This window comes from Streptomyces sp. NBC_01006 (assembly GCF_045162725.1).
GTDB lineage: Bacteria > Actinomycetota > Actinomycetes > Streptomycetales > Streptomycetaceae > Streptomyces.
The window spans coordinates 8,237,896-8,264,041 of record NZ_CP108700.1; the positions used below are offsets into that span (position 1 = coordinate 8,237,896).

Annotated in this window: 32 protein-coding genes; 16 read left to right on the forward strand and 16 right to left on the reverse strand. The window is 72.2% G+C overall.

From position 1 onward, the window contains the following. The first annotated feature begins 6 nt into the window (after window positions 1–6). A complete protein-coding gene (locus OG509_RS37475; RefSeq protein WP_406187037.1) occupies window positions 7–945 on the forward strand; it encodes a LysR family transcriptional regulator in 939 nt (312 codons plus the stop codon). On the opposite strand, the gene OG509_RS37480 is transcribed toward OG509_RS37475, so the two are convergent. Continuing rightward, window positions 919–2,163, reverse strand: coding sequence for an erythromycin esterase family protein (locus tag OG509_RS37480; protein WP_406187038.1), 1,245 nt, complete (start codon window positions 2,161–2,163; stop codon window positions 919–921). The two genes, OG509_RS37475 and OG509_RS37480, sit on opposite strands and share 27 nt — an antisense overlap. A 58-nt stretch (window positions 2,164–2,221) precedes the next feature. Here OG509_RS37480 and OG509_RS37485 point away from each other — a divergent pair, with 58 nt between their 5' ends. The 4 genes from OG509_RS37485 (at window position 2,222) to OG509_RS37500 (ending at window position 4,985) form a co-directional block, all read left to right on the forward strand. Next, entirely contained in the window at window positions 2,222–2,959 is a 738-nt protein-coding gene (locus OG509_RS37485) for a TioE family transcriptional regulator (protein WP_406187039.1), read from the forward strand. A gap of 31 nt (window positions 2,960–2,990) precedes the next feature. Continuing rightward, window positions 2,991–3,617 (forward strand): ArsR/SmtB family transcription factor, encoded by a 627-nt coding sequence (locus OG509_RS37490; protein ID WP_406187040.1) that lies wholly within the window; start codon window positions 2,991–2,993, stop codon window positions 3,615–3,617. Then, complete coding sequence (locus OG509_RS37495; protein WP_406187041.1) at window positions 3,614–4,351, forward strand: SRPBCC domain-containing protein; 738 nt, start codon at window positions 3,614–3,616, stop codon at window positions 4,349–4,351. Before OG509_RS37490 ends, OG509_RS37495 begins: the two co-directional genes overlap by 4 nt. Window positions 4,352–4,412: 61 nt before the next feature. Beyond that, entirely contained in the window at window positions 4,413–4,985 is a 573-nt protein-coding gene (locus OG509_RS37500) for a dihydrofolate reductase family protein (protein WP_406187042.1), read from the forward strand. A 55-nt stretch (window positions 4,986–5,040) separates the two neighbouring features. On the opposite strand, the gene OG509_RS37505 is transcribed toward OG509_RS37500, so the two are convergent. The 4 genes from OG509_RS37505 to OG509_RS37520 all read right to left on the reverse strand — a co-directional run bounded on the left by OG509_RS37505 (window position 5,041) and on the right by OG509_RS37520 (window position 8,436). Then, a complete protein-coding gene (locus OG509_RS37505) occupies window positions 5,041–6,216 on the reverse strand; it encodes a hypothetical protein (RefSeq protein WP_406187043.1) in 1,176 nt (391 codons plus the stop codon). Further along, window positions 6,213–6,800 carry an ankyrin repeat domain-containing protein gene (locus OG509_RS37510; protein WP_406187044.1) on the reverse strand — a complete coding sequence of 196 codons (588 nt, stop codon included), beginning with the start codon at window positions 6,798–6,800 and terminating at the stop codon, window positions 6,213–6,215. The genes OG509_RS37505 and OG509_RS37510 overlap by 4 nt, the downstream gene beginning before the upstream one ends. Before the next feature lie 197 nt (window positions 6,801–6,997). Next, on the reverse strand, window positions 6,998–7,789 hold the full coding sequence (locus OG509_RS37515; protein WP_406187045.1) for a M15 family metallopeptidase: 792 nt from the start codon (window positions 7,787–7,789) through the stop codon (window positions 6,998–7,000). Between the two features lie 35 nt (window positions 7,790–7,824). After that, a complete protein-coding gene (locus OG509_RS37520) occupies window positions 7,825–8,436 on the reverse strand; it encodes a TetR/AcrR family transcriptional regulator (RefSeq protein ID WP_406187046.1) in 612 nt (203 codons plus the stop codon). Window positions 8,437–9,000: 564 nt separating this feature from the next. Here OG509_RS37520 and OG509_RS37525 point away from each other — a divergent pair. Both OG509_RS37525 and OG509_RS37530 read left to right on the forward strand, forming a co-directional pair. Beyond that, window positions 9,001–9,408, forward strand: coding sequence for a YciI family protein (locus OG509_RS37525; protein ID WP_387282688.1), 408 nt, complete (start codon window positions 9,001–9,003; stop codon window positions 9,406–9,408). Next, window positions 9,405–10,556: an RNA polymerase sigma factor gene (locus tag OG509_RS37530; protein WP_406187047.1), complete on the forward strand. Its 1,152-nt coding sequence runs from the start codon at window positions 9,405–9,407 to the stop codon at window positions 10,554–10,556. The genes OG509_RS37525 and OG509_RS37530 overlap by 4 nt, the downstream gene beginning before the upstream one ends. A 16-nt stretch (window positions 10,557–10,572) precedes the next feature. Here the strand turns inward: OG509_RS37530 and OG509_RS37535 are convergent, their stop codons facing one another. Continuing rightward, complete coding sequence (locus tag OG509_RS37535; RefSeq protein WP_385574625.1) at window positions 10,573–11,073, reverse strand: VOC family protein; 501 nt, start codon at window positions 11,071–11,073, stop codon at window positions 10,573–10,575. A gap of 171 nt (window positions 11,074–11,244) precedes the next feature. Continuing rightward, entirely contained in the window at window positions 11,245–11,673 is a 429-nt protein-coding gene (locus OG509_RS37540; RefSeq protein WP_406187048.1) for a subtilase-type protease inhibitor, read from the reverse strand. Window positions 11,674–12,097: 424 nt separating this feature from the next. Here OG509_RS37540 and OG509_RS37545 point away from each other — a divergent pair, with 424 nt between their 5' ends. Then, window positions 12,098–12,898, forward strand: a complete 801-nt coding sequence (locus OG509_RS37545) for a polysaccharide deacetylase family protein (RefSeq protein ID WP_406187049.1) — start codon at window positions 12,098–12,100, stop codon at window positions 12,896–12,898. A 27-nt stretch (window positions 12,899–12,925) separates the two neighbouring features. On the opposite strand, the gene OG509_RS37550 is transcribed toward OG509_RS37545, so the two are convergent. Further along, window positions 12,926–13,555, reverse strand: coding sequence for a TetR/AcrR family transcriptional regulator (locus OG509_RS37550; protein ID WP_406187050.1), 630 nt, complete (start codon window positions 13,553–13,555; stop codon window positions 12,926–12,928). 137 nt (window positions 13,556–13,692) lie between these two features. Here OG509_RS37550 and OG509_RS37555 point away from each other — a divergent pair, with 137 nt between their 5' ends. From OG509_RS37555 to OG509_RS37585, 7 genes are all read left to right on the forward strand, one after another. Continuing rightward, the gene (locus tag OG509_RS37555) at window positions 13,693–14,727 is read left to right on the forward strand and encodes an aldo/keto reductase (RefSeq protein ID WP_406187815.1); all 1,035 of its coding nucleotides are present in this window, start codon (window positions 13,693–13,695) and stop codon (window positions 14,725–14,727) included. 418 nt (window positions 14,728–15,145) lie between these two features. Beyond that, window positions 15,146–15,550: a protein kinase domain-containing protein gene (locus tag OG509_RS37560; protein ID WP_406187051.1), complete on the forward strand. Its 405-nt coding sequence runs from the start codon at window positions 15,146–15,148 to the stop codon at window positions 15,548–15,550. A gap of 351 nt (window positions 15,551–15,901) precedes the next feature. Further along, window positions 15,902–16,549, forward strand: coding sequence for a hypothetical protein (locus tag OG509_RS37565; RefSeq protein WP_406187052.1), 648 nt, complete (start codon window positions 15,902–15,904; stop codon window positions 16,547–16,549). 231 nt (window positions 16,550–16,780) lie between these two features. Next, window positions 16,781–17,764 carry a helix-turn-helix transcriptional regulator gene (locus OG509_RS37570; RefSeq protein WP_406187053.1) on the forward strand — a complete coding sequence of 328 codons (984 nt, stop codon included), beginning with the start codon at window positions 16,781–16,783 and terminating at the stop codon, window positions 17,762–17,764. Between the two features lie 58 nt (window positions 17,765–17,822). Continuing rightward, entirely contained in the window at window positions 17,823–18,740 is a 918-nt protein-coding gene (locus OG509_RS37575; RefSeq protein ID WP_406187054.1) for an aminoglycoside phosphotransferase family protein, read from the forward strand. A 160-nt stretch (window positions 18,741–18,900) separates the two neighbouring features. Next, entirely contained in the window at window positions 18,901–19,641 is a 741-nt protein-coding gene (locus OG509_RS37580) for a class I SAM-dependent methyltransferase (RefSeq protein ID WP_406187055.1), read from the forward strand. Window positions 19,642–19,761: 120 nt separating this feature from the next. Then, complete coding sequence (locus OG509_RS37585; RefSeq protein ID WP_406187056.1) at window positions 19,762–20,208, forward strand: hypothetical protein; 447 nt, start codon at window positions 19,762–19,764, stop codon at window positions 20,206–20,208. A 99-nt stretch (window positions 20,209–20,307) separates the two neighbouring features. Here OG509_RS37585 and OG509_RS37590 read toward each other — a convergent pair whose 3' ends face one another. Genes OG509_RS37590 through OG509_RS37600 form a run of 3 tightly spaced genes read right to left on the reverse strand, consistent with a single transcriptional unit; the run spans window position 20,308 to window position 21,880 of the window. After that, window positions 20,308–20,727 carry an arsenate reductase ArsC gene (locus OG509_RS37590; RefSeq protein ID WP_406187057.1) on the reverse strand — a complete coding sequence of 140 codons (420 nt, stop codon included), beginning with the start codon at window positions 20,725–20,727 and terminating at the stop codon, window positions 20,308–20,310. Next, window positions 20,724–21,503 (reverse strand): aquaporin, encoded by a 780-nt coding sequence (locus tag OG509_RS37595; RefSeq protein ID WP_406187058.1) that lies wholly within the window; start codon window positions 21,501–21,503, stop codon window positions 20,724–20,726. The genes OG509_RS37590 and OG509_RS37595 overlap by 4 nt, the downstream gene beginning before the upstream one ends. Continuing rightward, window positions 21,500–21,880 carry an ArsR/SmtB family transcription factor gene (locus tag OG509_RS37600; RefSeq protein WP_406187059.1) on the reverse strand — a complete coding sequence of 127 codons (381 nt, stop codon included), beginning with the start codon at window positions 21,878–21,880 and terminating at the stop codon, window positions 21,500–21,502. The genes OG509_RS37595 and OG509_RS37600 overlap by 4 nt, the downstream gene beginning before the upstream one ends. Before the next feature lie 89 nt (window positions 21,881–21,969). Between OG509_RS37600 and OG509_RS37605 the strand changes: the two genes are divergently transcribed. Next, the gene (locus OG509_RS37605) at window positions 21,970–22,413 is read left to right on the forward strand and encodes an ArsI/CadI family heavy metal resistance metalloenzyme (protein WP_406187060.1); all 444 of its coding nucleotides are present in this window, start codon (window positions 21,970–21,972) and stop codon (window positions 22,411–22,413) included. Between the two features lie 22 nt (window positions 22,414–22,435). Here the strand turns inward: OG509_RS37605 and OG509_RS37610 are convergent, their stop codons facing one another. From OG509_RS37610 to OG509_RS37630, 5 genes are all read right to left on the reverse strand, one after another. After that, window positions 22,436–23,425 carry a hypothetical protein gene (locus OG509_RS37610; RefSeq protein WP_406187061.1) on the reverse strand — a complete coding sequence of 330 codons (990 nt, stop codon included), beginning with the start codon at window positions 23,423–23,425 and terminating at the stop codon, window positions 22,436–22,438. A 64-nt stretch (window positions 23,426–23,489) separates the two neighbouring features. Further along, entirely contained in the window at window positions 23,490–23,747 is a 258-nt protein-coding gene (locus tag OG509_RS37615) for a hypothetical protein (RefSeq protein WP_406187062.1), read from the reverse strand. Window positions 23,748–23,942: 195 nt separating this feature from the next. After that, a complete protein-coding gene (locus tag OG509_RS37620; protein ID WP_406187063.1) occupies window positions 23,943–24,275 on the reverse strand; it encodes a hypothetical protein in 333 nt (110 codons plus the stop codon). 174 nt (window positions 24,276–24,449) lie between these two features. Continuing rightward, entirely contained in the window at window positions 24,450–24,686 is a 237-nt protein-coding gene (locus tag OG509_RS37625) for a hypothetical protein (protein ID WP_406187064.1), read from the reverse strand. Between the two features lie 16 nt (window positions 24,687–24,702). After that, a complete protein-coding gene (locus OG509_RS37630) occupies window positions 24,703–26,007 on the reverse strand; it encodes a ferric reductase-like transmembrane domain-containing protein (RefSeq protein WP_406187065.1) in 1,305 nt (434 codons plus the stop codon). Window positions 26,008–26,146 lie beyond the last annotated feature (139 nt).

Genomic DNA, 26,146 nt, shown 5'->3' on the forward strand with positions numbered 1-26,146 from the left:
GTCGGCATGGACCTCGACACCGTCCGGACCTTCGTGGCCGCCGCCGACACGGGCCGGTTCCAGGAGGCCGCCGCCGAGCTGGCGGTCACCCAGCAGGCCGTCTCCAAGCGCATCGCCGCACTGGAGCGCGACCTCGGCGTGCGGCTGTTCACCCGTACCCCGCGCGGCGCCGAGCTCACCATCGACGGGCAGGCGTTTCTGTCCCACGCACGAGAGCTGCTGCGCGTCGCCGAGCGCGCGGTCGCATCCGTGCACACCGCCCGCCGACCGCTGCGCGTCGACATCATCGCCTCGCGCGGCGCCGCGTCGGGCCTGATGCGCGGCTTCCACCGCGCGCACCCCGACATCGACCTCGACGTGCTCATGCTGTTCCAGATCGAGACGGCCCTCGCCGCCATCCGCTCGGGTGAGATCGACGCGTCCTTCCGCGCCGTCGGCGCGCCTGGCCGCCCCCTTCCCGAGGACATCGAATCCGTCCGGGTCCTCGACGAGCCGCTCCAGCTCCTCACCGGCCCCGCCCACGCGCTGGCGGGCGCCCGGTCGGTGCCCCTCGCCGGGCTCGTGGGTCACCGGATCTGGATGCCCGGCATCGTCCCCGGTACCGAGTGGGCCGCGTACTACGACGACCTCGTCGCCGAGTTCGGCCTCACCATCGAGGCCACCGGCCCCAACTTCGGCTCCGACGCACTCCTCGACACCGTCGCCGACACCCCGGCCCTGGCCACCTTCATGGGCGGACACACCCGCCTGGTCTGGCCCGCCGGCCACGGCCTGCGCCGCATCCCGGTGACCGACCCGACACCCGTCTACCCGCACTCCCTCCTCTGGCACCGCGACAACCCCCACCCGGCCCTGGCCACCCTCCGCGCCCACCTCGCCGCCACGACCCCCGGGGACCCCGAAGCCGCCGCGACCTGGTCACCGAGCTGGGCGAGCCCGGCCTGATCCGTAAGACACGGTCTGGTTCTGCGGGAGGTCCTTGACGAACACCATGCCGTCGCTGCCCGCCAAGTGGGCCGGGTCGAAGGGGGCGTAGCCGAACCAGGGGGACACGCGGGGCACGGGCCGTGTGCCGCCGAGGGCGGCGGCCAGCCGCGTGGTGTCGATGACGCAGCGGTCGTCCGGGAGCGCGTACAGGATCCCCTCGACGGTGTCCGGCGGCGGCGTGTCCACTCCCTGGTGCCGGATCGTGCCGAGGGCCGTGGCCACGAAGGCGTACTCCTCGCCCAGCTGCGCGCTCACCAGCGCGCCGGCGCTCCACCACTCCACCGGCCCCTGCCACATCTGCATCGAGCTCTTCTCGCGCTGGAGATGGGAATTGTTGGCGTGGACGAGTGCCGGGCCCCTGGCGGCGACGGCGAGCAGGTTGTGGGCCATCATCAGATCCCGCAGCGCGCACAGCCGCGCCATGCGTGCCGGTGAGTCGTCGGCCATCCAGTGGTGGTAGCGCAGCAGGCCGGTCGCGGTGCGCCCGTACAGGCAAGCCCGGTCCCAGTCCTCCCGTGAGGAGGCGGCGAGCAGGTGCGGGGTCTGCGCTTCGAGGAGCGCCACCAGATCGTCGGCGAGCAGCCGCAGCCGACCGGCCTCGGCCGACTGTCCCACGGACCGGGCCGGGTCCATCATCGCGGCGGGATCGGTCCACCGGTCGTCGGCGCCGAGCAAGCGGTCGAGCGTTTCCGCGGTGCAGGGGAGCAGGTCCGCGTCCACCCGGGTCGAGAGGTGGCCGTGGAGCGCGGTGAGGGCCTGCCGCGGGCTCGCGGCGCCCGTGATCTCCAGCGGGCCGTCGAAGCCGGCGAAGCGGACCCGCTCGGACGCCGGCCGGCCGTCGTTGTACTCGCGCATCCAGCGCACGAGCTCGCGGTTGGCCGCGGAGGCGCCCCAGCCGTGGCTGAAGCCGTGCTCCATGGCCTCGTCGAGAGTGCCCGTGCCCGAGGTGACGTAGTCGTCCACGACCAGGCCCATCAGGCAGTCGCTCTCGATCGCGACGGTCCGGTAGCCCTCCTGCTCGACGAGCTGTCGGAAGATCTCGTTGCGCAGGTCGAGCAGAGCGTCCTCGCCGTGGGTGGGCTCGCCCAGGGCGAGCATCCGGGGCCGGGTCGGGAGCAGCCTCATGACGGCCGCAGCCTCGACGGCACGGGCGCTGTCCTTGATGTCAGTAGCCATGCCTTCAACGGTATCTTTGAACCTTCGGTTGAAACTTTTCCGCGATACCTTCGGGTTCATGCGGCAAAACCTTCAAACCGGTGAACGGCTCAGGCCGGTCGATCTGGCGCGCGAGCACGGTCTGTCCACGCAGGCGATCCGGAATTACGAGGAGGCCGGCATCCTTCCGGCCGCCGGTCGCACGCCCCACGGCTACCGCACCTACACCCCGCTGCACGCGGCGGCCCTGCGCGCGTTTCTCGCCCTCGTGCCCGGCCACGGCCACCGTACGGCGACATCGATCATGTGCGCCCTGAACCGGGGTGCGGACGACGAGGCGTTCCGCCTCATCGACGAGAGCCACGCCCAGCTCCTCGACGACCGGCGGACCCTCCAGGCCGTGGAGAGCGCCCTGCGCGACCTGGAGCCCACCGCGGCGCCCGAGCCCGGCGACATGTTCATCGGGCTGCTGGCGGAGGCGCTCGGCATCCGACCCGCGACGCTGCGCAAATGGGAGCGCGCCGGGCTGGTGCGCCCGCGCCGGGACCCGCTGACCGGGTACCGCGTCTACGACGAGGCCGACGTACGGGACGCCCGGCTCGCCCACCAACTCAGGCGGGGCGGCTACCTGCTGGAGCAGATCGCCCCGCTGATCGCCCAGGTGCGCAGCGCCGGCGGCCTGGAGCCGCTGGAGGCCGCGCTGGGCGAGTGGCGCGCCCGGCTGTCCGCCCGCGGGCGGGCGATGCTGACCGGGGCCGCGGAACTGGAGCCGTACCTCCGCGAACTCTCGGACCACCGACAACTCATCTCGTCTTGACAAATTATTTTGTCGGTCGGATCCTGGAACGGTGCTGGACGTCGCTGTGATCGAAGAACCCGCCGCGGCCGAGGCCTCCCTGGACCCGATGCGGTCCCGGATCCTCGCCGCCCTTGCCGAGCCCGGCTCGGCCGCCATGCTGGCCGTCCGCCTGGGGTTGCCCAGGCAGAAGGTCAACTACCACCTCAAGGAGCTGGAGCGTCACGGGCTGGTCGAGCTCGCCGAGGAGAGGCGCAAGGGCAACGTCACCGAGCGGATCTACGCCGCCACCGCCGCTTCCTACGTCATCTCTCCCAGTGCCCTGGCCTCCGTCAGCCCGGACCCCGCCCGGTCCCGGGACCAGCTCTCGGCCCACTGGCTGCTCGCGCTGGGGTCCCGGCTGGTGCAGGAGGTCGGCGCGCTGGTGACCGGCGCGTCCCGGGCCCGGCGTCGGGTCGCCACCTTCGCCATCGACGCGGAGGTGCGGTTCGCCACCGCGGCCGACCGGATGGCGTTCGCCGAGGAGCTGACCCAGGCCGTGACTGCCCTGGTCAGCCGCTACCACGACGAGACCGCCCCACAGGGCCGCAGCCACCGGGTGATCGTCGGCCTCCACCAGATCCCCGCCGCGCCGCCCGGCACTCCCGGGTCCGAAGTACGACAGGAGAACCCGCGATGACGCACCCGTTCGAGATCGAGCAGGAGACGATCCTGCCGGCGAGCCCCGAACAGGTCTGGGAGGCGATCGCCACCGGACCGGGGATCGACTCCTGGTTCATGGGACGCAACGAACTCGACCCGCGCGTGGGCGGCACCGCCGCCATGGACATCGGCGGCAACCGGGAGGAATCCCAAGTCACGGCCTACGAACCGGGCAAACGCCTCGCCTCCCGCACCGCCACCGCCGACGACGGCCGCTTCATGGCCTTCGAGTACTTGATCGAGGGGCGCGACGGGGACAGCACCGTCCTGCGCGTCGTCCACAGCGGCATGCTCGGCGACAACTGGCAGGACGAGTACGACGCACTGCGCCGCGGCTGGCCCTTCCACCTCCACACGCTCCGCGAGTACCTGGCCCACTTCAACGGGCGCACCGGCGCCCCGGTCTTCGCCGTGGCGCCCACGGGCGAGCGGCCCGCGCAACAGGTGCGGGCGGCCCTCATCCGCGGGCTGTCGCTGCCGAGCCCGGTCGTCGTGGGGGCGCGGGCGTACGCCGAGCCGGCCGGTCTGCCTCCGGTCGACGGCCAAGTGACCTGGGCGGACGACGAACGCTTCGAGGTCCGTACCGCTGACGGTCTCTACACCTACCACCACGGCCGCGGCATCGCGCTGATGTTCCACCACCTCTTCGGCCGGGACACCGACCGCGCCGAAGCCGCCTGGCAGCAGTGGCTGACCGGCCTCTTCGCCTGACCGTCGGCGCGCTCGGCAACAACCTGCAACGCCCGCCCATGACAACGAGGAAACCTCTCCCATGCGCACTGTGATCAGTACGGCCTTCATCTCGCTCGACGGCGTCGTCGAGGCACCGGGCGGCGAACCCGGCTACCGCAACTCCGGCTGGACCTTCAAGGACATCGACTTCGTCCCCGAGGCATTCGAGATCAAGGGGCGCGAACAGGAGGAGTCCACCGCCATGCTCCTGGGCCGGACCAGCTACGAGGCCTTCAGCCCCGTGTGGCCGGACATGGCCGAGTTCGCCCACTACAAGACGGTGCCGAAGTACGTCGTCTCCACCACCCTCACCGACGACCAGCTCGTCTCCAACTGGGGCGAGACCACGATCCTGCGCTCACTCGACGAAGTCGCCGCCCTCAAGGAGACCGCCGGCGGCCCGATCATCGTCCACGGCAGCGCCACGCTGAACCACGCCCTCTCGGACGCGGGCCTGATCGACCGCTACCACCTGCTGGTCTTCCCGCTGCTGCTCGGAGCCGGCAAGCGTCTGTTCAGTACGACGGACAAGGACACCCAGAAGCTGAAGCTGGTCGAGCACGAGGCCTACTCCAACGGCCTCCAGAAGCAGGTCTTCGACGTCGTCCGCTGACCGGCCTCCAGCAGCTCGCCCTGCGCCGGCGGCCCTTCGCCGTCGCGGGACGGCCCTACAGCACCACGATCCCCAGGGGCCGTTCGCCCGCCGCGAGGCGGCGCGTCGTACCGCTCGGCAGGTCCACGACGGTGATCCCGTCCCAGTGGCCGTCCCGGGTGAAGCCACCCGTGACGTACGCGGTGCGGCCGTCCGCGGTGACCGCGAGGTCCTCGTGCGGCCCGCCCAGCGGGATCGTGCGCTCCGTTCCGCCGGGGGACCGGACCGTCAGCGAGGCCGCGTCCTCGCCCTCCGCCGCACCGACCACCAGCAGCGTGCCGTCGGGGGCGAGGGCGGCCCCGTGCTGGTGGATTTCCGCGGTCATCGGCTCGACGGTGACCCGGCCCGTACCAGGGTCGAGGACCGCCAGCTTCTCGCCCTCGAACGGCAGCAACAGCCGTCCGTCGGAGGGCCGCACCACCGCGTAGTGCGGTTTCAGCCAGGAGCCGAGACCCCGTTCCCCGTAAGGGGCGACCACCAGCCGCCGCGCCGCGAGGGTGTCGGCGCGCACCGCCGTCACGTCGTAGGAGTCGTGCCCGGTCGCGTACACCTCGCGGCCGTCCGCCGCGACGTCCACGTCGAAGGGGCGGCGGCCGACGGGCACGGTGGCGGTCACCCCACGGGTCGCCGTGTCGATGACCTCCAGCACGCCCGGGCCGCCGGGCACGTTGACCCCCACGTACAGCCGCCGCCCGTCGGGGGCGAGCGCGATCCCCATCCCGCCGCCCCGGTACTCGCCGGTGGTCACGGGCCCGCTGCGGGTGCGGTAGGGGATGCGGCCCAGGCCGGTGCGGCTGGCGGTGTCCATCACCGCGACCCCCTCCGCCGTCGCGACCCAGGCCCGACCGTCGGCGCCGAGCGCCAGCCCGTACGGCGCCGTCCCCACCTCCACCGAGCCGACCGGGCCGCGCGCGGGGTCCACGAAGGTCACCGTCGAACCGCCGAAGTCGGCGACCAGGAGCGTGCCGTGCACCGTGGGCACGGCCGCGCCGGCCGCCGCCGATGGCCCGCCCCGTGGTGCCGCCGCGGCTCCGGGTCCCGCCGCAGCGCTCGTACGATCGCCACCGCCACCGCCACCGCCACCGCCACCGCCACCGCCACCGCCCGCCGCGCAACCGGCGAGCACGGCCGCCGCGGCCAGGACCAGCGCCGGCCGACGCGTTCCGACCCGGCGCGCCCAGGGCGCCCTCACCGCAGCAGCTCCGCGATCTCGGCGTACCCGCGCCGCTCCGCGTGGGCGAGCGCCGACACCCCGTCGCCGTCCGCCAGTTCCCGGTCCGCCCCGGCCGCGAGCAGCAGCCGTACGATCTCCTGGTGGGCCGGGCCCCCGTCACCGAGGATCACGGCCTCCAGCAGGGCGGTCCATCCGAGCCGGTTGACGTGGTCGACGTCGATGTCCGTCACCGCCAGTACCTCCCGCACGTACGCGACGTGCCCGCGCTCGCTCGCCGGGATGTGCGACACGCCGCCGAACCAGTTGGTGCGCCGCAGGTCCGGCCCCGCCGGGAGCAGCACGCGCAGCATCGCCACGCTGCCCGTCACCCCGGTGACCAGCCAGGCGCTGTCCTGGCGGGCATCCTGTGCGTCGACGTCCGCGCCCGCCGCCACGAGCACCCGGGCCGCCTCCACGTGGTTCCCGAGGGAGGCGAGCAGAAGCGGCGTGCGCAGCTCCGTGTCGCGCGCCTCGACGTTCGCACCCGCTTCGACCGCCGCCCGCACGGCGTCGGCGTCCCCCGCCCGTGCGGCGTCCAGCAACTGACGATCGACGGCCTTCATCCCGTACCCCTCACCCGCTCCACGGCCTCGCGGCCACCTGTACCGGCCTCGATCCTCCCCTCGCCGTCCGTACCGCCCGGCCCCCGGACCGGCTCCCGCTCGTCATCCGATCGGCTGATGCGCAACGGGCCGCCGTCCGCTCTCGACCGCGGCCGGCCGGAGCCGCGCCCGCCGTCCATGACGCGTGCGGTCGAGGGTCAGTGCCCGGACACCGATCGGTACGCCACGGGGAAGTCGAAGTACGTGTCGGGATACGTCTCCGGCTTGTACGTGAAGTGCCACCACTCCTCGGGCAGGTTGACGAAGCCTTCGGCCGCCAACGTGCCCTTCAGGAACTGCCGGTTAGCCCGCTGAGCGCCCACGATCCGCGGGTCGTCGGTGTGCGCCAGGGTGTCGAAGCAGTCGAACCCCGTCCCCATGTCCACCGAGCTGTCGGGGCGCCGTGCGCCCTGCGGCGCGTAGCAGGGGCCGGCGGGCCGCACCGATCCACCCATGGCTGCCGGTGAGTTCACCTTGACGATCGTCAGATCGACCGTGCTGCCCCTGCTGTGGCCGGACTTCTCGGCGATGTAGCCGTCCGCGAACAACCGTTCCTTGGCGACCCGCGGGTAGAACTCCTCCTTCATCCGGTTGTCGTCGAGGTCCTTCGCCCATCGCGCAAAATTGTCGACGGCCCGCTGAGGCCGGTAGCAGTCGTACACCTTCAACGAATAGCCCTGCGGCAGCAGCTTCTCCTGAGCCCGGTGCAGAGCCTCGGCGGTCGGCTTGGTGAGGATGCACAGGGGCTGCTGGTAACCGTCGATGCGCCGTCCGATGAAGTTGACCTCCGTGGCGTAGCGCATGTCCTGGATGATCGTGGGATCGACGGTGTGCAGCGCGACGAAGTCCTTCGGCGCCCTCGGCGCCGGCGCGGCGTGGGCGAGAGGGGTGAGGGACCCTGCGGTCAGTACCGCACCGGCGGTGACGAGGAGGGCTGTTCGCTTCTTCATGGCTTCCGTTCCGGGTCGAGACCCATCGTGTCGCACTAAAGGGAGCTGGAGCCGCGGCCGGGGTCGGAGTCGGAGTCGGGACCGAGGACGTTGTCGAGGTAGGCCGCGAGCGCGGAGCGCAGGCCCTCGGGTGTCATCTTCTGATCGTCGATCAGGTGTGCCACGAGGTCGGCACGGATGGCGGCCAGCAGAGCGTGGGCGGTGAAATCCGCGTTGTGGACGCCGGGCACCTCATCCAGCGCAGCGCGCAGCATCCCGTGCCACCAGCCGTAGTGCTCGGCCTGGTAGGGGCTGCTGACTCCGGCGTCCTCCGCGGCCGACATCAGGTTGCGGTTCTCGACCTTGAAGCGCAGCGAGGCGTCGAGGAGCCTCAGCACCCGCTCCCGAGGCGAGGACCCGGCCGCGTCCTGTGCCTCCCGCACGGCGTGGTGCAGGGGTTCGAGGCGGGAGGCGATCACGGCGCCGATCAGGCCGGCCCGGTCGCCGAAGCGGCGGAAGAGGGTGCCTTTGCCCACGCCCGCGGCCGCGGCGATGTCGTCCATCGACACGCTGTGGGGGCTGCTGCTGGCGGCGAACAGGGCGTCGGCGGCAGCCAGGACGGCTTCTCGGTTGCGCTGGGCATCCGCGCGCTCCGGGCGCTGGGCCACAGGTCCTCCTCGGTCTACGGCCCGTCCGGGCCCCGGGAATCATATGCGGCCACTACGTACCGGAGCGTGCCTGGTGGCGTCAGATGGCGTCGTCGAGCCGGTCGAAGACGCGCGCCACCGCCAGGCGGAAGGCTCCCGGGTGGCAGCGGGCGTCGGCGCCTTCCTCCTCGGTGATGGACGGGACCGACCAGGTTCTCCCGGCCCGGCCGGAACACCAGGCCCTCCCGGTGGATGGCGGCGGGCCAGCCGGAGCCGTCGAATCCGTTGTGCATCACCAGCGCCGGCCTCGGGCCTTCGCCGGCGGCCCGGTAGAAGTGGCCGCGCAGCACCGTGCCCTGGTACGGGATCTCGACGGGCGTGACGTCAGGAAGGTGGGCGACGGCGTCGTGGACGCCATTCGGACTATCGGTCCGCTTGGTGAGCTCGCCGAGGGCGTGGGGCGGCGGGAGTCGGAGTTTTGGAGTTCGCCGGAAAATTTCGCGAGGGGATGTCGAGAACCGGCGCGCGGCTCCGTCCCAGGAGCGAACACGGCCACAATGGCCGTACCTCGGCAAGGAGAACATCATGGCCAAGTACCTGCTGCTCAAGCACTACCGGGGCGCGCCCGCAGCGGTCAACGACGTGCCGATGGACCAGTGGGAGCCGGAGGAGGTCTCGGCCCACGTGCAGTACATGCGCGACTTCGCCGCTCGGCTCGAAGGCACCGGCGAGTTCGTCGACGGGCAGGCGCTCTCCCCGGAGGGCACCTTCGTCCGCTACGACGGTGAGGGGCGGCCGCCGATCACCGACGGCCCGTTCGCGGAGACCAAGGACCTGATCGCCGGCTGGATGGTGATCGACGTCGAGACCTACGAGCGCGCGATCGAGCTGGCCGGCGAGCTCTCCGCGGCTCCGGGTGCGGGTGGCAAGCCCATCCACGAGTGGCTCGAGGTGCGCCCGTTCTACGGCGAGCAGCCCACGGCCACCGAGTGAACGAGTCGCTGCTCCGGGAGCTGGTGCCCGCGGTGATCGGTGTTCTCGTCCGTCGCGGAGCCGACTTCGCGGCGGCCGAGGACGCCGTGCAGGACGCCCTGGTCGAGGCCGTGCGCCGGTGGCCGGACGACGTGCCGCAGGACCCCAAGGGTTGGCTGGTCACGGTGGCCTGGCGCAAGTTCCTCGACGCCGTCCGCGCCGATACCTCCCGGCGGCGGCGGGAGGAACTGGTCGAGGCCGAGCCCGTGCCCGTGCCCGACCCGGGCGAGGCGGCGGACGACACGCTTCAGCTGTACTTCCTGTGCGCGCACCCGTCCCTGACACCGGCCTCGGCCGTCGCGCTCACGCTGCGCGCGGTCGGCGGTCTGACCACGCGGCAGATCGCGCAGGCCTACCTCGTGCCGGAGGCGACCATGGCCCAGCGGATCAGCAGGGCCAAGCGGACCGTCTCCGGTGTCCGGTTCGACCAGCCCGGTGACGTCGCCACGGTGCTGCGCGTGCTCTACCTGGTCTTCAACGAGGGCTACTCCGGCGACGTCGACCTCGCCGCCGAGGCGATCCGGCTCACTCGCCAACTGTCGGCCAGGACCGACCATGAAGAGGTCGCGGGCCTGCTGGCGCTCATGCTGCTCCACCACGCACGGCGCCCGGCACGGAGCGGCTCCGAAGGCAGGCTCGTGCCGCTTGCCGAGCAGGACCGCAGCCTGTGGAACACCCGACTGATCGCGGAGGGCGTCGAGGTGCTCCAGACCGCCCTCGCCCGCGGCCGCCTGGGCGAATTCCAGGCCCAGGCGGCCATCGCCGCCCTCCACGTCGATGCCCGGACCGTCGAGGAGACCGACTGGGTGCAGATCGTCGAGTGGTACGACGAACTGGTGCGCCTCACCGACAGCCCGGTGGCCCGCCTCAACCGGGCCGTCGCGGTGGGCGAGGCCGACGGCCCGCGGGCCGGCCTGGCCGCCCTGGCGGGACTCGACCCCGCCTTGCCGCGGCACGCCGCCGTCGCGGCCTACCTGCACGAGCGTGATGGCGATCCGGTGACCGCGGCACGGCTCTACGCCCAAGCCGCCCGATCGGCGCCCAACATCCCCGAACGCGATCACCTCACGCGACAGGCCGCCCGGCTCAACGCACAGCTGCGCAGTTGAGCGCTTCCGTGTGTCCTCAGGTGGCGGAGCCTGCCGCCGAACCCGTCGCGAGGTCCGCGCCCCAGCGCGCTATCGCGGCCGGCAGGTCGAGCGGGCCCGGGCGAAGGTCGGCGTCCTCGGCGGGCCAGTCCTCGCGGGGGACGCGCCACATCACCTCGAACTCGTTGCCGTCCGGGTCCTTGGCGTAGAAGGACTTGGAGACGAGGTGGTCGCTCGCGCCGACCAGCGCACCGCGCTCCGTGAGCTTGTGGCCCAGCTCCGCCAGCTCGCGGAGCGTGCCGACCTCCCAGGCCAGGTGGTAGAGGCCGACCCGGCCCTGCTCGGGGCCGGGCGCGTCGGCGCCGATCGCGAACAGCCCGAGGTCGTGGTCGTTGAGGCTGCCGGGTGCGCTCAGGAAGGCGGCGCGGCCGGCGGTCAGGTGGTCTACCTGGAATCCGAAGACGTCGGTGTAGAACGCCACGGAGCGCTCGACGTCACGGATCCAGAGCACGGCGTGGTTCAGGCGGCGGACGGACATGCGGCAGCGCTCCCGGTGGCTCGAATGGTCTGGCTCGATACGGTGGCCACAGCATAACGTTCAAATTCGAACTACCGACCCCGGTCCAAAGGCGACAGGGGTCGGGGGAGGGGTCGACAGGTGGGGGTGGGGATGGGGCCGGCCCGTGGCGGCCGGGCCGGAGTAGGTGGGTCAGAACGCGAAGACGGCGTTGCCGTTCAGGGTCGCGGACATGGTGCAGCTGTTGGCGAAGGTGTGCTTCCAGGCGACCCGGTTGCCCTGCCAGATGCCGTCGGCGGTCACGGTCACGGGTGCGTAGTGCATCGGGCACGCACGGTTCGTGTCGGGCGCGGCCAGCAGCTGGTCGAAGGTTCCGCCGGTGGAGTTCAGGGTCGTACAGGCGGCCTTGGGGTCGGGGTGCGTGCCCTGCGCGGACGGGATACAGCTGAGGGTGGCGGCGCGCAGGACGGTGCCGGCGTTGGCGTCGTCCCCCTGGGAGATGGAGAAGACCATGGCGGACGGGGCGTACAGGCTGGTCGGCTTGGCCTCCGCCATCCCGGCGGCACCGGCCAGGCACAGGAGGGCGGCGGCGGAGGAGATGGCGACGGAGCGATAGCGCACGACAGGACTCGCATTCGATTCGAAGGTCAAGCGCGACATTTGCTTGCGTTGTCGCGCTCCTGTGTGGCCGAGTCTGTCCGAGGCGAAGGCGGAGTGCATATCGGTGGTCGTTTTACGGACATCCAGTTCGAATATCGGATAACGAATGGTCGTTCGGGCAGCTCACAGGGGGTGTGCTCGCTCCGTATCCGCTCGGAAACAGGGGGTGACGCCTCGCTCCGCGCCCGGATCCGGCTCGCTGACCTGCCCTCGCGCGTCCCGCGTTCACCTGAAGGCCATCCGGCTTGTCCGGATCGGTACGGTTCCCCGGCCTCCGCCGCCGGTCCCGATCGGCCGTTCGGGGGAGGGAGGGGCTCGTACACGTGACCTACCCTGGATCGGAATCGTGAGTTCCGGGGGTCGAGCGCAAAGGAAGAGCGCGTCCATGGGTATCACCAGCAATCCCGCACGCCGTCGTCGGCGGCGGGCGGGATCCGCCGTGACGGCGGCCGTCCTCGGCCTCCTCGCGGCCGCCGGTACACCGGCCCTCGCCGCCACGGACGGCTCCGCGGGCCAGTCCTCGGGCATCTCCCGATCGGCCCAGGGCGCCCACGGCGCCCACGGCGCCACCCCGCTCCCGATGGGCATCTCGCGCCTCGCCCAGGGCTCCGGCCGCAACGTCGCCATCACCATCGACGACGGTCCGGATCCCCGCTGGACCCCGCAGGTCCTCCAAGTGCTGCGCAAGAACCACGTCAAGGCCACCTTCTGCCTGATCGGAACCAAAGCGCAGAAGTACCCGGACCTGGTGCGGGCGGTCGCCGCCGACGGGCACCAGCTGTGCGACCACTCCGTCGACCACGACGTGACGATGGACCACAAGCCCGTCGCCTACCAGCGGCAGCAGATCCTGGACGGCAAGGCCATGATCGAGCGGGCTGTGCCCGGAGTCGCCGTCACCTACTACCGCGCGCCGGGCGGAGCGTTCACCCCCGACAGTCGTGCGATAGCCGTCGCGAGCGGGATGCGTCCCCTGGGTTGGAGCGTGGACCCCAAGGACTGGAGCCGGCCGGGTCTGCCGGCGATCGTCGCCGCGGTGGAGGAGAAGCTGCCCCGGCAGCCGACCGTCCTCTTCCACGACGGAGGCGGTGACCGCAGTGAGACGGTCGCGGCGCTCAAGGAATACCTGCCCTGGCTCACCGCGCAGGGCTACAGCTTCACCTTCCCGGCCCGCACCACCCCGTAAGGGCGATCCGGCCAACACCGCCGACCGCTACGCCTTCCGTTCGCGTACGTACACCCCCGCGCGCGCAGCCACCGCCGCGGCCGTGGCGGCGCGATCGGCGGCCGCCCCGTCGAGCGGGAGGGCGGTGGTCAGGAGGCGGTAGTAGAGCGGGGCGGACGCCGCGCGGATCACCTCGTGCGGATCGGTCCCCTCGGGCACCTCCCCGCGGGCGGCGGCCTCTTCGACGCACGGCGCCCATTCCTCGACGCGGGTGGTGTAGAAGCCGTACAGGGCCTCCGCCGCCCTCGGGTCGCAGGTGGCGGCCGCGATCACCGCCTTGAACAGGGCCCCCTGTCGCGGATCGGACAGCGTCCGCTGCACCAGGGCGGCGTTGGCCCTGAGGTCCCCGAGCAGCGAGCCCGTCACCGTACGGGGCTCCGACTGCTGTGCCATGTCCAGCAGCAGGTCGGTCACGAGACCGGTGACCGTGCCCCAGCGTCGGTAGACGGTCGTCTTCCCGACCTCCGCGCGGCGCGCGATGTCCGCGAGGTCCAGGTGGGCGAAGCCCTGCTCGGCCAGGACGTCCGCGGCGGCACGCAGCACCGCCGAGCGCACCCTCGCCGTACGCCCTCCGGGCCGGGTGGTGCCCGGATCTGACTCGGTTTCCACGAACTCCATAACGGGACTCCAGTTCCATTAGTCGCCGAATCTTGTTAGGGTGAGGGCATCTTAACGGAACCGTGGCCCCATTAGTGGGGCTGTGTGGGAGGGGACTCGCCGTGAAGGACGTGAAGGGCATGAACGATGTGAGCGACATGGAGTACAGGCGACTGGGCGCGTCCGGACTTCAGGTCCCGGCGCTCAGCTTCGGCGCCGGCACCTTCGGCGGACGGGGACCGCTCTTCGGTGCCTGGGGCAGTACGGGGGTGGAAGAGGCGCGCCGCCTCGTGGACATCTGCATCGACGCCGGGATCACCATGTTCGACACCGCCGACGTCTACTCCGACGGCGCGTCGGAGGAGGTGCTGGGGGCCGCCCTCAAGGGGCGCCGGGACCGGGTTCTCATCTCCACCAAGGCCGGCCTGCCCATGGGCGAGGCCCCCGGCGACGCGGGCACCTCGCGGTCCCGTCTGATCACATCCGTCGACGGCGCCCTGCGCCGCCTCGACACCGACTACATCGACCTCTTCCAGCTGCACGCCTTCGACGCCGGCACGCCGGTGGAGGAGGTGCTGTCCACGCTGGACGACCTGGTCCGCGCCGGGAAGATCCGTCACCTGGGCATCTCCAACTTCTCCGGCTGGCAGGCGATGAAGTCCCTCGCCACCGCCGACCGCCGCGGCCGCGAGCGCTACGTCGCCCACCAGGTGTACTACTCGCTCATCGGCCGCGACTACGAATGGGAACTGATGCCGCTCGGGCTCGACCAGGGCATGGGCGCGATCGTCTGGAGCCCCCTCGGCTGGGGACGGCTCACCGGGAAGATCCGCCGCGGCGCACCGCTGCCCGCCGGCAGCAGGCTGCACGACACCGCCGACTTCGCGCCGCCGGTGGAGGACGAGTACCTCTACCGTGTGGTCGACGCCCTGGACGAGATCGCGCAGGAAACCGGGAAGGCGATCCCGCAGATCGCCCTCCGGTGGCTGTTGCAGCGGCCGACCGTGTCCTCCGTCATCATCGGGGCCCGCAACGAGGAACAACTGCGCCAGAACCTCGGGGCGGTCGGCTGGACGCTCACCCCCGAGCAGATGGCACGGCTCGACGCGGCGAGCAGCCGCCCGGCCCCGTACCCGTACTTCCCGTACCGGCGCCAGGAGGGCTTCGCCCGGCTCAATCCCCCGGTGGTCTAGGCCGATCCCGGTGCGGTTCGAAGACGCCCCATGACTCCCCATGACGCTCCATCACGTCCGTTGCCGGCCAATTCCCCCGGTACCGAGGAACGGTCAGTCCACCTGCGGAGGCCGTCGGCAATTGGCCTGTGGGCCCACAGGGAGGGGATTCGAGACATGGAGCGACTGCGTGCCGCCGATCCGTCGAGGATCGGTCCGTACGCCCTGTCCGGACGGCTGGGCGCGGGTGGCATGGGGGAGGTGTACCTCGGCCGGTCGGTCGGCGGTCGGACGGTGGCGGTGAAGGTCGTACGGCCCGACCTGGCCCGGGACACGGCCCTCCGGGACCGGTTCCGCCGGGAGGTCGCGGCGGCCCGGCGGGTGTCGGGGGCGTTCACGGCCCCGTGGTGGACGCCGACACGGACGCGAAGTTCCGTCGATGGCGACCTTGTTCGTCGTCGGACTCTCGCTGCACTCGGCGGTCACCACCCACGGCCCGCTGCCCGAGGACGCGTTACGGATGCTGACGGCCCGCCTGGCGGAACCCCTGCTCTCGGTGCACGGCGTCGGGGTGATCCACCGGGACCTGAGACCCGTGAACGTCCTGCTGGCCCTCGACGGGCCGCACGTGATCGACTCCGGCATCGCCCGGGCCGCCGACGGGACGGCGCTCACCTCCACCGGGTCTGTGATCGGCTCGGCGCCCCACATGTCGCCGGAGCAGGCGCTGGGGCAGCACCTCACCCCGGCGAGCGACGTGTTCTCCCTCGGTTTCCACGGTCGCCTTCGGCGCGAGCGGCGCGAGCCCCTTCGGAGGCGGCGCGGGGGCCGCCGCCCTGTTTAGGGTGGTCCACACCGATCCGGACCTGACCGCCCTCCCCCCGAGCCTGCGGCCGCTGATCGAGCGCTGCCTCGCCAAGGACCCCGGCGAACGCCCCACCCCGCGCGAGGTGATCGCGTACGTCGAGCAGGGCGAGCGCCCCAGCGCCCCGGCCGGCTGGCTCCCCGAGCCGGTGGCCGCGGACGTCCTCGCCCTGAGGGCGGTGCTCACGGCGTTACCCGGACCCGCCCCGGCCGAGGTGCCCACCGCGGCCTGCCGGGCCGCGGACCGAGCCGCCGCAAGCTGCTCCTCGGCCTGGCCGGCGGGACCCTCGCGGTCGCCGGCGGTACACGGCCTTGGTACTAGCCTGTCCCGATGGGACTCGACATCACCGTGCTCATGGTCGACTGGGAGCACCTGGCGCGGATTCCGGCGGACGACAGGGTGAACGTACTGCGCGATGCCGCCTGCCCCGACTTCTGCTGCGAGGCGTGCGAAGACGCCGACTACGCCGTGACGGGCGGCTGGGCGTGGCCGCGGCAGGTGTCCTGGTGCGCCGAGTACCGGTTCCACGGAACCACCGGTTCCTACGGCTGGCACCCCCGATTGGGCAATGCCTGGGAGGACGTCCGGACCTCGGTGGCGCCCGAACTGCGGGACGCCCTGGACCACTTCCTGCGCGGCCTGTTCTGGGACGACCCGGACGACCTCACGGGGACGGACCCCACGGCCGCCGCTGAGGAGGAGCGGCCCGCCGCGCGCGGCTTCCCCGACGACCCCGGTCCGTGGCGCCCCCGAGTGCTCCTGCTCAGCGCCCCCGGCGAGGTGTCGGAGCTGGTCCGCTCCTGGCAGGTGGCCGCGCCCCGGCTGGAGGAACTGCGCGGGCCCTTCGAAGCCGAGGCCGCCGGCTGGGCGGGTCGGCCCGCCGGCTTCGACGCCGCCGCAGCGCTGTTGCGCGAATGGGGCGACGTGGCCACGGAGGCCGGCGCCCGGCGTTGGGGCCTGGTCGGTCTCCCCTTCTAGGCCCAATGCCGTGTAGTCGGCGTTTCGCGTCCGGCCGAGTACCGGTGGCATCGGCCATGGGCAGTCGCAGGACCTGGTAGGTGACCAGCAAGGCGAAGACTTCCTGGGCGACGCCGGCCGGGGTCCGGGCACGCTTCAGCCTGCTTGACACACCGACCCCGGCCCTGACTACACGGCATGGGAGCTGGTTCAGGACAGGCCATGTCCTTTGACGCGGGCATAGTGGCACGCATGACGAGTGACACGACCGCCCGGATCCTGCGCCTGCTGTCCTTGCTGCAGACCCGGCGGGAGTGGCCCGGCATCGACCTGGCCGACCGGCTCGGAGTGACCGTGCGCACCGTACGCCGCGACGTCGACCGGCTGCGCGAGCTCGGTTACCCCGTCGACAGCGCCCGCGGTCACGGAGGCGGCTACCGCCTCGCCTCCGGTACGGACCTGCCGCCGCTCCTCCTGGACGACGACGAGGCCGTCGCCATCGCCGTCGCCCTGCGCACCGCCGCCGGCGGACTGACCGGAATCGAGGAGACGGCCCTGCGCGCGCTGGCCAAACTCGAACAGGTCCTGCCCCGGCGCCTGCGCGGTCGGGTCACCGCCCTCCAGGGGGCCGTCGCCGGCATCACCTGGGAGGACCGCGGGCCGCGCGCCGATCCGGCGCTCCTCGCCACGCTCGCCGTCGCCTGCCGCGACCACGAGGTCCTCACCTTCGACTACACCGCCCGCCACGGTGAGACCTCCTCCCGCCGCGCGGAGCCCTGTCACCTGGTCGCCTCGGGCAGGCTCTGGTACCTGCTCGCGCATGACGTCGCCAAGGACGACTGGCGGGTCTTCCGCCTCGACCGCATCTCCGATCCCGCCCCGACCGGCCGCCGCGTCCCTCCCCGCCCCGTGCCCGGAGCGGACCCCGCGGCCTTCGTCGCCGACCGGCTCGCGGCGGCCCCCACCCGGTACCGGGCCGTCGCCACCGTCCAGGCGTCCGCCGACCACCTGCGCGCCCACACCCGGGGCCTGGCCACCCGTATCCGCCCCGGGAACGGCGACACCTGCCTCGTCGACGCCTCCGACGACTCCCTGACCCGCATCGCGCAAACCCTCGTTGCCCTGGGCGCCGACTACACCCTCGACGCTGCCCCGGAGGTGGTCCGCCACCTCCACGCGACGGCCCACCGCACCCTGCGCTCCCTGACTGCCGAGACCGGCCATGACGGCGCGTGAACTCCGGGAAGCGGTACTGCGCCGGCTCATGCCGCGTGTCGGCTGACAGCATGCTGCCGTGACCATTTCCCGAATCCGCATCCCGGAGGCACTCGCGGCCTCTCACCGTGCAGCGTGGATCGCCGGGCTTCCCGCGCTCGCCGCGGACTGCTCGGACCGCTGGGAGCTGCGTCTCGACGGGGCGCCGAGCCATGGCACGGTCGCTCTCGTGCTTCCGGTGGTCCGTGCCGACGGAACCTTGGCAGTGCTCAAGCTCCAGCCCGTCGACGACGAGACGCGGGGCGAACCCCTGGCCCTGACCGCATGGGCAGGAAGGGGCGCGGTCTCGCTCCTCGAAACCGACCCCGGCACCGGCGCCATGCTGCTGGAGCGCCTCGACGCCGGCCGTTCGCTGGCCGCCGTCGACGACGACATGACCGCCCTGCAGGTCCTGTCCGAGGTCTTGTCCCGTCTGGTCGCCCTGCCGGCCCCCGACGGAGTACGCCGCCTGGCCGACATCGCGGCGGCCATGCTCAGATCGGCCCCGGTGGCGCTGGCGCGCCTCGCGGATCCTGCGGACCGCCGGCTGGCGCAGACCTGCGCGGCGGCGATGCGGGAGCTCTGCGACGAGCCGGGCGATCGCCTTCTGCACTGGGACCTGCACTACGACAACGTCCTGGCTCCCCTACGCGTCGCCACGGAGCGGGAGCCCTGGCTGGCCATCGATCCCAAACCCCTCATCGGAGACCCCGGTTTCGACCTGCTGCCCGCCCTCCGCAACCGCTGGGACGAGGTGGCGGCTTCGGGGGATGCCGCCCGAGCGGTACGGCGGCGCTTCGACCTGATGACCGAGGTCCTCGGGCTCGACAGGCAGCGCGCCGCCGGATGGACGCTCGGCCGGGTCCTGCAGAACACGCTGTGGGACCTCGAAGACGGCGAGACCTCGATGGATCCGGCGCAGGCGGTCATCGCCAGAGCACTGCTGACGGACCGTTGACCCGTACGGGAGACCGGGACGGGGTCCGGATCTTCGTGGGTTCTGCCAGTACGGCGGCCTGCCGGGGTGTGGAGAGACTGCCAACCAGAGGTCGCGGCGCGGACCGAGGGCGGGGCCGTCCGCGGCCGAGGACATGGACCACACACGGGGAGGAGACGCGATGAGCGTGCAGCAGTACGACGAGATCGGCGAGGCGTACGAGGGCTTCAAGGCGCTGCCGCTGGAGCAGTACGCGGTGGTGCCCGGCTTCCTGGCCCTGGTCGGCGACGTGACCGGCAGGTCGATCCTCGACCTGGCCTCCGGAACCGGCTTCTACAGCAGGGAGTTCAAGCGGCGCGGCGCCGTGGAAGTGCTCGGCATCGACATCTCCGGTGAGATGGTCTCCGTGGCGCAGGCGCTGGAGGAGCGCGAACCGCTGGGTGTGCGCTACGAGGTGGGCGACGTGTCCGAACTGCGGCCCTTCGAGGAGCGGTTCGACATCGCGCTGGCGGTCCAGCTCCTCAACTACGCCCCGGACATCGCCACCACGGAGCTGATGTGCCGGGTCGCGCACCGGAGTCTGAAGCCGGGCGGCGAGCTCTTCCTGCTCAACCAGTCGCCCGATTTCGGCTTCGACGGGCCGACCCCGGAGAAGTACGGCTTCCTCAGCGAGCTGACCGGCGAGGAGGTCGAGGCGGGACTGCGGGTCCGCACCACCGCGCTCCTCGATCCGCCGGTCTCGTTCGTCGCGAACCGTCCGCGCCGCGAGGTGTACGAGGACTGCCTGCGCGCGGCCGGATTCACCGACCTGACCTGGGTCCCGATCCCGGTGTCGGATGCAGGCGTGCGCAAGTTCGGTACGGAGTTCTGGGCGGATTTCCGCACCAACCCCCCACTGGAAATGCTCCGCTGCCGGGCTTGACCCCCACCCGGAGCCCCGGACACCCGGCTGAACGGGGCCGGGCGGCCGGGAGTTCCGGCATTGGCCCCACCGGGTCCGGGGGTTGCTGGCAGCATCGGCACGACCGAACAAGGGGGGCCCATGCATTTCCGCGTCCGCATACTCGCCGTCGCCACCACCGCCGTCGCCACTGCCGTGCTGCTCGCAGGCTGTAGCTCGACCCCGGCCGAGGAACTGAAGGACTGGTGGTCCTCCGGGGGCGAGGGCAGGGTCAAGGCACTGTCCGACACCTCCAGCCGGGTCAACGAGGTGAGCATGCGCCCGATGGACACGTGGGGCCCCGCTTGCCAGGAGCTGCTGACCGAAGTGGCGAAGACCAACAAATTCGACACCCTCCCGAGCAAGAACGCCCAGGACCTCTGGAAGGAAGCCCTGACCGCCTTCGAACACGGGGGCAACGAGTGCGTCGCCGGGGCCGGCAAGAAGGACGAGGCCCAGGCCTCGGAGGGCATACGCGAGGTGCAGAAGGGCATCGGCCGACTGGCGGCCGCCGTGTCCGTGATCAGAAGCGACCTGGCGGCCAAGTGACCCGGCGAGATCAGCGGCCGCCCCACCTGGACCGCGCAGGCCTGCGGCGTTCGACTCCGGCCGCATCACCGTGATGCGCACGCCCCGAAGGGGCCACGGTCAGGCCGCAGTCTCGATGCCGAGCTCGGTGAGCAGGCCGCGGATGCGGTGTTCGATCTCGTCCCGGATCGGGCGCACGGCCGCCACGCCCTGCCCGGCCGGGTCCGCCAGCTTCCAGTCCAGGTACCGCTTGCCGGGGAAGTACGGGCAGGCGTCCCCGCAACCCATCGTGATCACGACATCGGAGGACTGCACCGCCTCGACGGTGAGCACCTTCGGCGTCTCGGCGGAGATGTCGATGCCGACTTCGGCCATGGCCTCCACCACGGCCGCGTTCACGGCGTCGGCGGGCGCGGAACCGGCGGAACGGACCTGGACCCGGTCCCCGGCCAGGTGGGTGAGGAAGGCGGCGCCCATCTGGGAGCGGCCGGCGTTGTGCACGCAGACGAACAGCACGGAGGGGACGGCGGAGGTGCTCATGAGGTCAGGGAACTTTCTTCAGCGGGTCGGGTAGGGGCGGGGACGGGAGTGGCGGGCTGCTGCGGTACGACGGCCTCGTCCCCGAGGGCGGGCGCCGGGCGGCCGAAGCAAGCGGCGACCAGCGCCAGCCCGAGGGCGGCACCGAGCAGCTGCGCGGCGAGGAACGGTACGACGGAGGCGGGGGCGATCCCGGCGAAGGTGTCGGTGAAGGCCCGGCCGATGGTCACCGCCGGGTTGGCGAAGGACGTGGAGGAGGTGAACCAGTACGCCGCCCCGATGTACGAGGCGACCAGCACGGGCGCGAGGTGCGCGCGGCCGGCCCGGGCCAGGCCGAAGATCAGCCAGACCAGCCCGGCGGTGGCCACCACCTCGCCGAGCCACAGGTGCGCGTCCCACCGGTCGTGGGTGGAGAAGGCCACCACCGGCCCGGCGAACATCGCGTTCGCGAGCACCGCGCCGCCGATCGCCCCGGCCACCTGCGCCGGTACGTACGCGGCGACCTCGCGCAGGCCGGGGCCGTCGCCGCTGCGGCGGCCGGTGACGTACGCGGCCAGTGTGACCACGGGGTTGAAGTGCGCCCCGGACACCGGCCCGAGCAACGCGATCAGCACCACCAGGCCGAAGACGGTCGCGAGGGAGTTGGCCAGCAGCTGCACGCCGACGTCCTGCGTCAGCCCGGTGGCCTGGATGCCGGAGCCGACCACCACCGCGACCAGCGCGGCCGTGCCGATCCCCTCGACGGCCGCCCGCCGGACCAGCGGCGCCCCGGCGCTCACGTTCCGGCCTTCACGGGCGGGGCGGGAATCTCCAGCAGCGCGGACAGCCTGGCCAGGGGCTCGGGCAGTACCCAGTAGTACACCCACGTGCCGCGCCGCTCGGAGTCCACCAGCCCGGCCTCCCTCAGCACCTTGAGGTGGTGGGAGATCGTCGGCTGCGAGACGTCGAACGGCCCGGTCAGGTCGCACACGCACGCCTCACCGCCCTCGTACGAGGCGATCAGCGACAGCAGCCGCAGGCGGATGGGATCCGAGAGCGCCTTGAACATCCGCGACAGCTCGGCCGCGGCCCCTTCACCCAGCGGCTCGCGCACCATCGGCGCACAGCACGCCGCGTCGTCCTGCCCGAGCACCGGCAGACCAGCTTGTTTCGACATTTCTCTATGTTGACATCCATCTAATCCGGTGGCAACGTCGACTGTATCGACAGATGTCGAAACAAGCTGCGCCCTGATCGGAGACCGTCATGTCCCGTGTCCAGCTCGCCCTGCGCGTCGCAGACCTCGAAGGCTCGATCGCCTTCTACTCCAAGCTCTTCAACGCCGAACCCGCCAAGCGCCGCGAGGGCTACGCCAACTTCGCCATCACCGAGCCGCCGCTCAAGCTCGTCCTCATCGAGGGCGAGGCGGGCGAGCCGACCCGCCTGGACCACCTCGGCGTCGAGGTCGCCTCCACCGAGGACGTCGACGCCGCCACCGAGCGCCTCAAGGAAGCGGGCCTGGCGACGTTCGAGGAGAACGACACCTCGTGCTGCTACGCCCTCCAGGACAAGGTGTGGGTCACCGGCCCCGGCAAGGAGCCCTGGGAGGTGTACGTGGTCAAGGCCGACGCCGACCACCTCGGCAAGAGCGCCGACGGCGTGCCGCAGGCGTGCTGCGGCACCACCGCCGGGTGCACCTGCGGCGCCTGACCGGCGGCCGCGCGGTCCGCCGTCAGCGCCCCAGCGCGTTACGGACCGTCAGCCCGTGGTGGCGGCGCAGCCGGTGCATCTCCCACCAGGACAGGGCCGTGACGGTGACGGGTGCGCCGAGGATGAAGACCGCCCGGGCGCCCGCCGGGACCTGCGGGTAGGCGCCGGTGACCACATCGAGGAGCGCCATCTCCCACACCAGGATGCCGGCGAGGACCGGCGGCACCACCTCATGGATGTCGGCGGTGCGGAAGACGTGTACGAGCGACAGGCCGATGCCGTAGAGGGCGAATCCGATCGACCACAGGCACAGCACCCCGATGACGATCTTTCCCGGCAGCCCGACGGCGTCCCGGAGCCCCGCCAACTCCGGCGCCATCGCGAGCGCCGACGTGCCCATGGAGGCCATGATGGCCAGCACCGCGCCGAGCGACCCCAGGGCCCTTCGCAGGTAGACGCGCCGCAACTCGCCCCGCGCGGCCGCCACGAACGCGCCGACCACCACGGGGAACGTGCAGACCAGCACCAGGACGCTGGACCAGCTCTGGTCGAGACGGTCGTCCGCCACGGCCTTGACGCCGTCGGCGTTGAGGACCGCCTTGTAGGCGAACATCAGGCCGACCCAGGCCACCAGTCCCAGCACGGTCCGCCACAGCTGGAGCTTGCGGACCTCCGGATCGTGCACGATCCCGGGACGCGAAGGACGGAAGGCCGACTGCGCGGCGTAGAACGGGTTGTAGAGGCCGCGCAGGATCTTCCGGCCCCGCGACGGCTCGACGCGCGGCGGCGGAACCTGCGGATGGCCCCACCCGTACGGATACCCCTGCGCCGGGACCGGCTGCGCGTACGGATACCCCGGCTGCTGCACGTACGGATACCCCGGCGGTGGGGCGTACGGGGCTCCCTGCGGAGGGACCGGGTACCCCTGGCCGGCCCAGCCCGCCGGCGGCGGCCCGCCCGGCCCGCCCACCGGCCCCCCGCCCGCGTACCCGCCCCCGCCGTTCCCGCTCACGTCACGCACCCCCGCTGCCCTGCCCTGTCGAACCCACGCATCGTAGTCGCCCGCGAACCCATGCCTAGCAGTTCTCGCTGATCACGTCCTCAAGGGTGGAGAGCGACGCGGTCTCTTCCTCGATCTTCTTCCTGAGGACTTCCAGGGTCTGCTTGAGGGCCTTGATCTGGTTCTCGTCCGGATCGGGTTGCGCCTCCAGTGCGGCGATCCTGCGCGACACCTCGGCGGCGTGATCCTCGGTGGCCCGAATGCTCGCCTTGAGTTCCTTGGCGAGGCGCTTCATCAGTGCGCAGCCGGATTCCCCGGTCGTCGGTGCGTTCACGTCGGCGCTCCTTCTTCACGGCGCCCGTCGTCGACGCCTCGCGCGGCCAGTATCGAAGCCCCCGCCCGCCCGCACCCGGCGGAGTAGCCCGTCTGGACGCCTGTTGCCGGCTGCATCCGCGGCGGTGGCCGTCCGCCGCCGCCGTGCCTGCTCGACGCCGCCGGCCTGACGCCGGGCGACCACCCGGGCTGCTGCCTACAGACCGAGGGTCAGCAGGATCGTGACGGTCGGCGGGACCGGCGCGGCCCATCCTGCCCAGCGGCCGGCCGCGGTCAGGGCGGGGTGTCGCCGGGACAGCCTGAAGGCCACCGCGAGCAGCGGAGTGGCCGTCCAGGACGCCCACCAGCAGGTCGTGACGACCGCCACGGTCCGGGGGTGAACCTCCGCAGCCATCGGGGCCAGAGCCCCGAAGAGGAAGGCCACCGGGATGAGGGCCACGGCCAAGGTCGTGGCCCACATCAACACCTTGTCGACGGCAGGAGTTTCGGTGACGCTGCCCGTGGTCGGGGTGGGGGGTGTCTGGTGCATGGGTACAGCCAATGGGCCCGGGCGCCGGTTCGCCTGAGCGGGCGTACTCAGGGTCGGCCGGCCTTCGTACTCATCGTGCCCAGGGCGCCGGGGCCGTACTGCTGTGGGTACACCAGGAGAGCCACTTGACCGAGCAGCACCGGCACGGCGGAGTTCCCGGCTGGGCGGCTTCGCTCAGCGCGCGAGCTGCGTGCGCGAGGTCGCGTCCGGAGCCGGCGAGGTCGGCGCGGCCGGGTCGACGGTCAGCGTGATGAGCGTCGCGGCCACGACGCTGGCCAGGGCGAGCCCGGCGGCGAGTCTGCGGGACGGCGGGGACTTCCGGTGCCGGGCGCCCGCCCGGCGAGCCTGAGCCTGCGGCTGTGGCTCGCCGGCCGGCGTCGCGGGCTCCCGGGGTGCGGAGTACTGGTTCATAGGGGAATCGGCGTCCTCAGTAGGTGAAGCACTCTGAGTGGATGCGCGCGGCCGGGACGCCCGCCCTGATCAGCGACGCGGTCGTCGCGTCGGCCATGCCGGGCGGCCCGCAGAGGTAGACGTCACGGTCGGACAGGTCGGGTACGAGCGCCCGCAGGGCCTGCGGCGCGAGCGGGTCGTACGCGGCGTCGGAACGGCCCACCAGGTAGTGCAGTGCGGCCTGGCGGGACGCTGCGATGGCCTCCAGCTCATCGCGCAGGACCAGTTGGCCGGCGTCGCCCGCGCGGTAGAGCAGGGTGAGGTCACCGGGGCTCGCGGGCAGGGACTCGAAGAGGGCGCGCATCGGAGTGATGCCGATGCCGCCGGCGATCAGCAGGACCTTGGGGCGGGTGCGGCGCCGCTCGGTGAGAGCGCCGAACGGGCCGGTGGCCAGGACCCTGGTGCCGGGCCGCAGCCCGCGGACCCGCCGGGAGTGCCCGCCGAGCGCCTTCACGGTGATGCGGAGGCGGTCGTCGCGTGCGGGAGCGGAGAGCGAGAACGGCAGGGCGGTGTGCCACAGGCCGCCCCGCAGGAACCGCCAGCGGAAGAACTGGCCGGGCTCGGCGCGCAGTTCGCGGAGCCTGGCGCCCTGGATGGTGACAGAGACGACGCCGGGGCCTTCTTGTTCGACGGTGGCGACGCGCAGTCCGTGCCGCAGGGCCTGGCCGACCGGGACGATCCCGCGGTACCAGGCGAGCAGTACGCCGACGACGGTGTGCAGCAGGGCCCAGAACCAGGTGGTGAAGGCGGTGACGGACACGTCGGGGCCGGCCAGCTGGTGGACGAAGCCCAGCGCGGCGGCGAGGTACGTCAGCAGGTGGATGCCGCGCCACGCCTCGTGCGAGACCCGGCGCCGCACGGCGCGGGCGGAGAACAGGCCCGCACCCGCCAGCAGGGCCGAGCCCGCGAACGCGGCGATGAGGGCCGGGTAGCGGAACATGGCCCCGGTGGCGGTCAGCAGGTCGGTCCCCGTGTGCAGGGCGTACACGACGAGGGCGAACAGGCCGTGGGCGCCGCACAGGAGCAGCACCCAGCGGCCGCCGAAGGCGTGCCAGCGGGCGAGGCGGTCGGCACCGACGCCGTGCTCGACGGCCGGTACGCGTGCCATCAGGAACAGCATGACGAGGATGCCGTAGCCGGCCAGGAGCCCGCTGAGGTGCGCGGCGGCCCCGATGAGCTCGTCGGGCCGGGCGGAAAGGTGCATCTGGGCGGCCCACAACAGGGTGACGACGACCGCACCGGCAGCCAGTCCGGCGCGCAGCCGCTCGGACGCGGTCTTCATCTGTGCCGCCCAGGGCCGGGAGCGCACGGCGAAGTGGGCGGGAAGGGCATGACAAGGTCCGTTTCGCTCGGCGTTTCGCTCGGTTCTGCATGGGCGTAGCACCGGCAACTATGCGCAAACTCGATCGGGTCGAGCAATG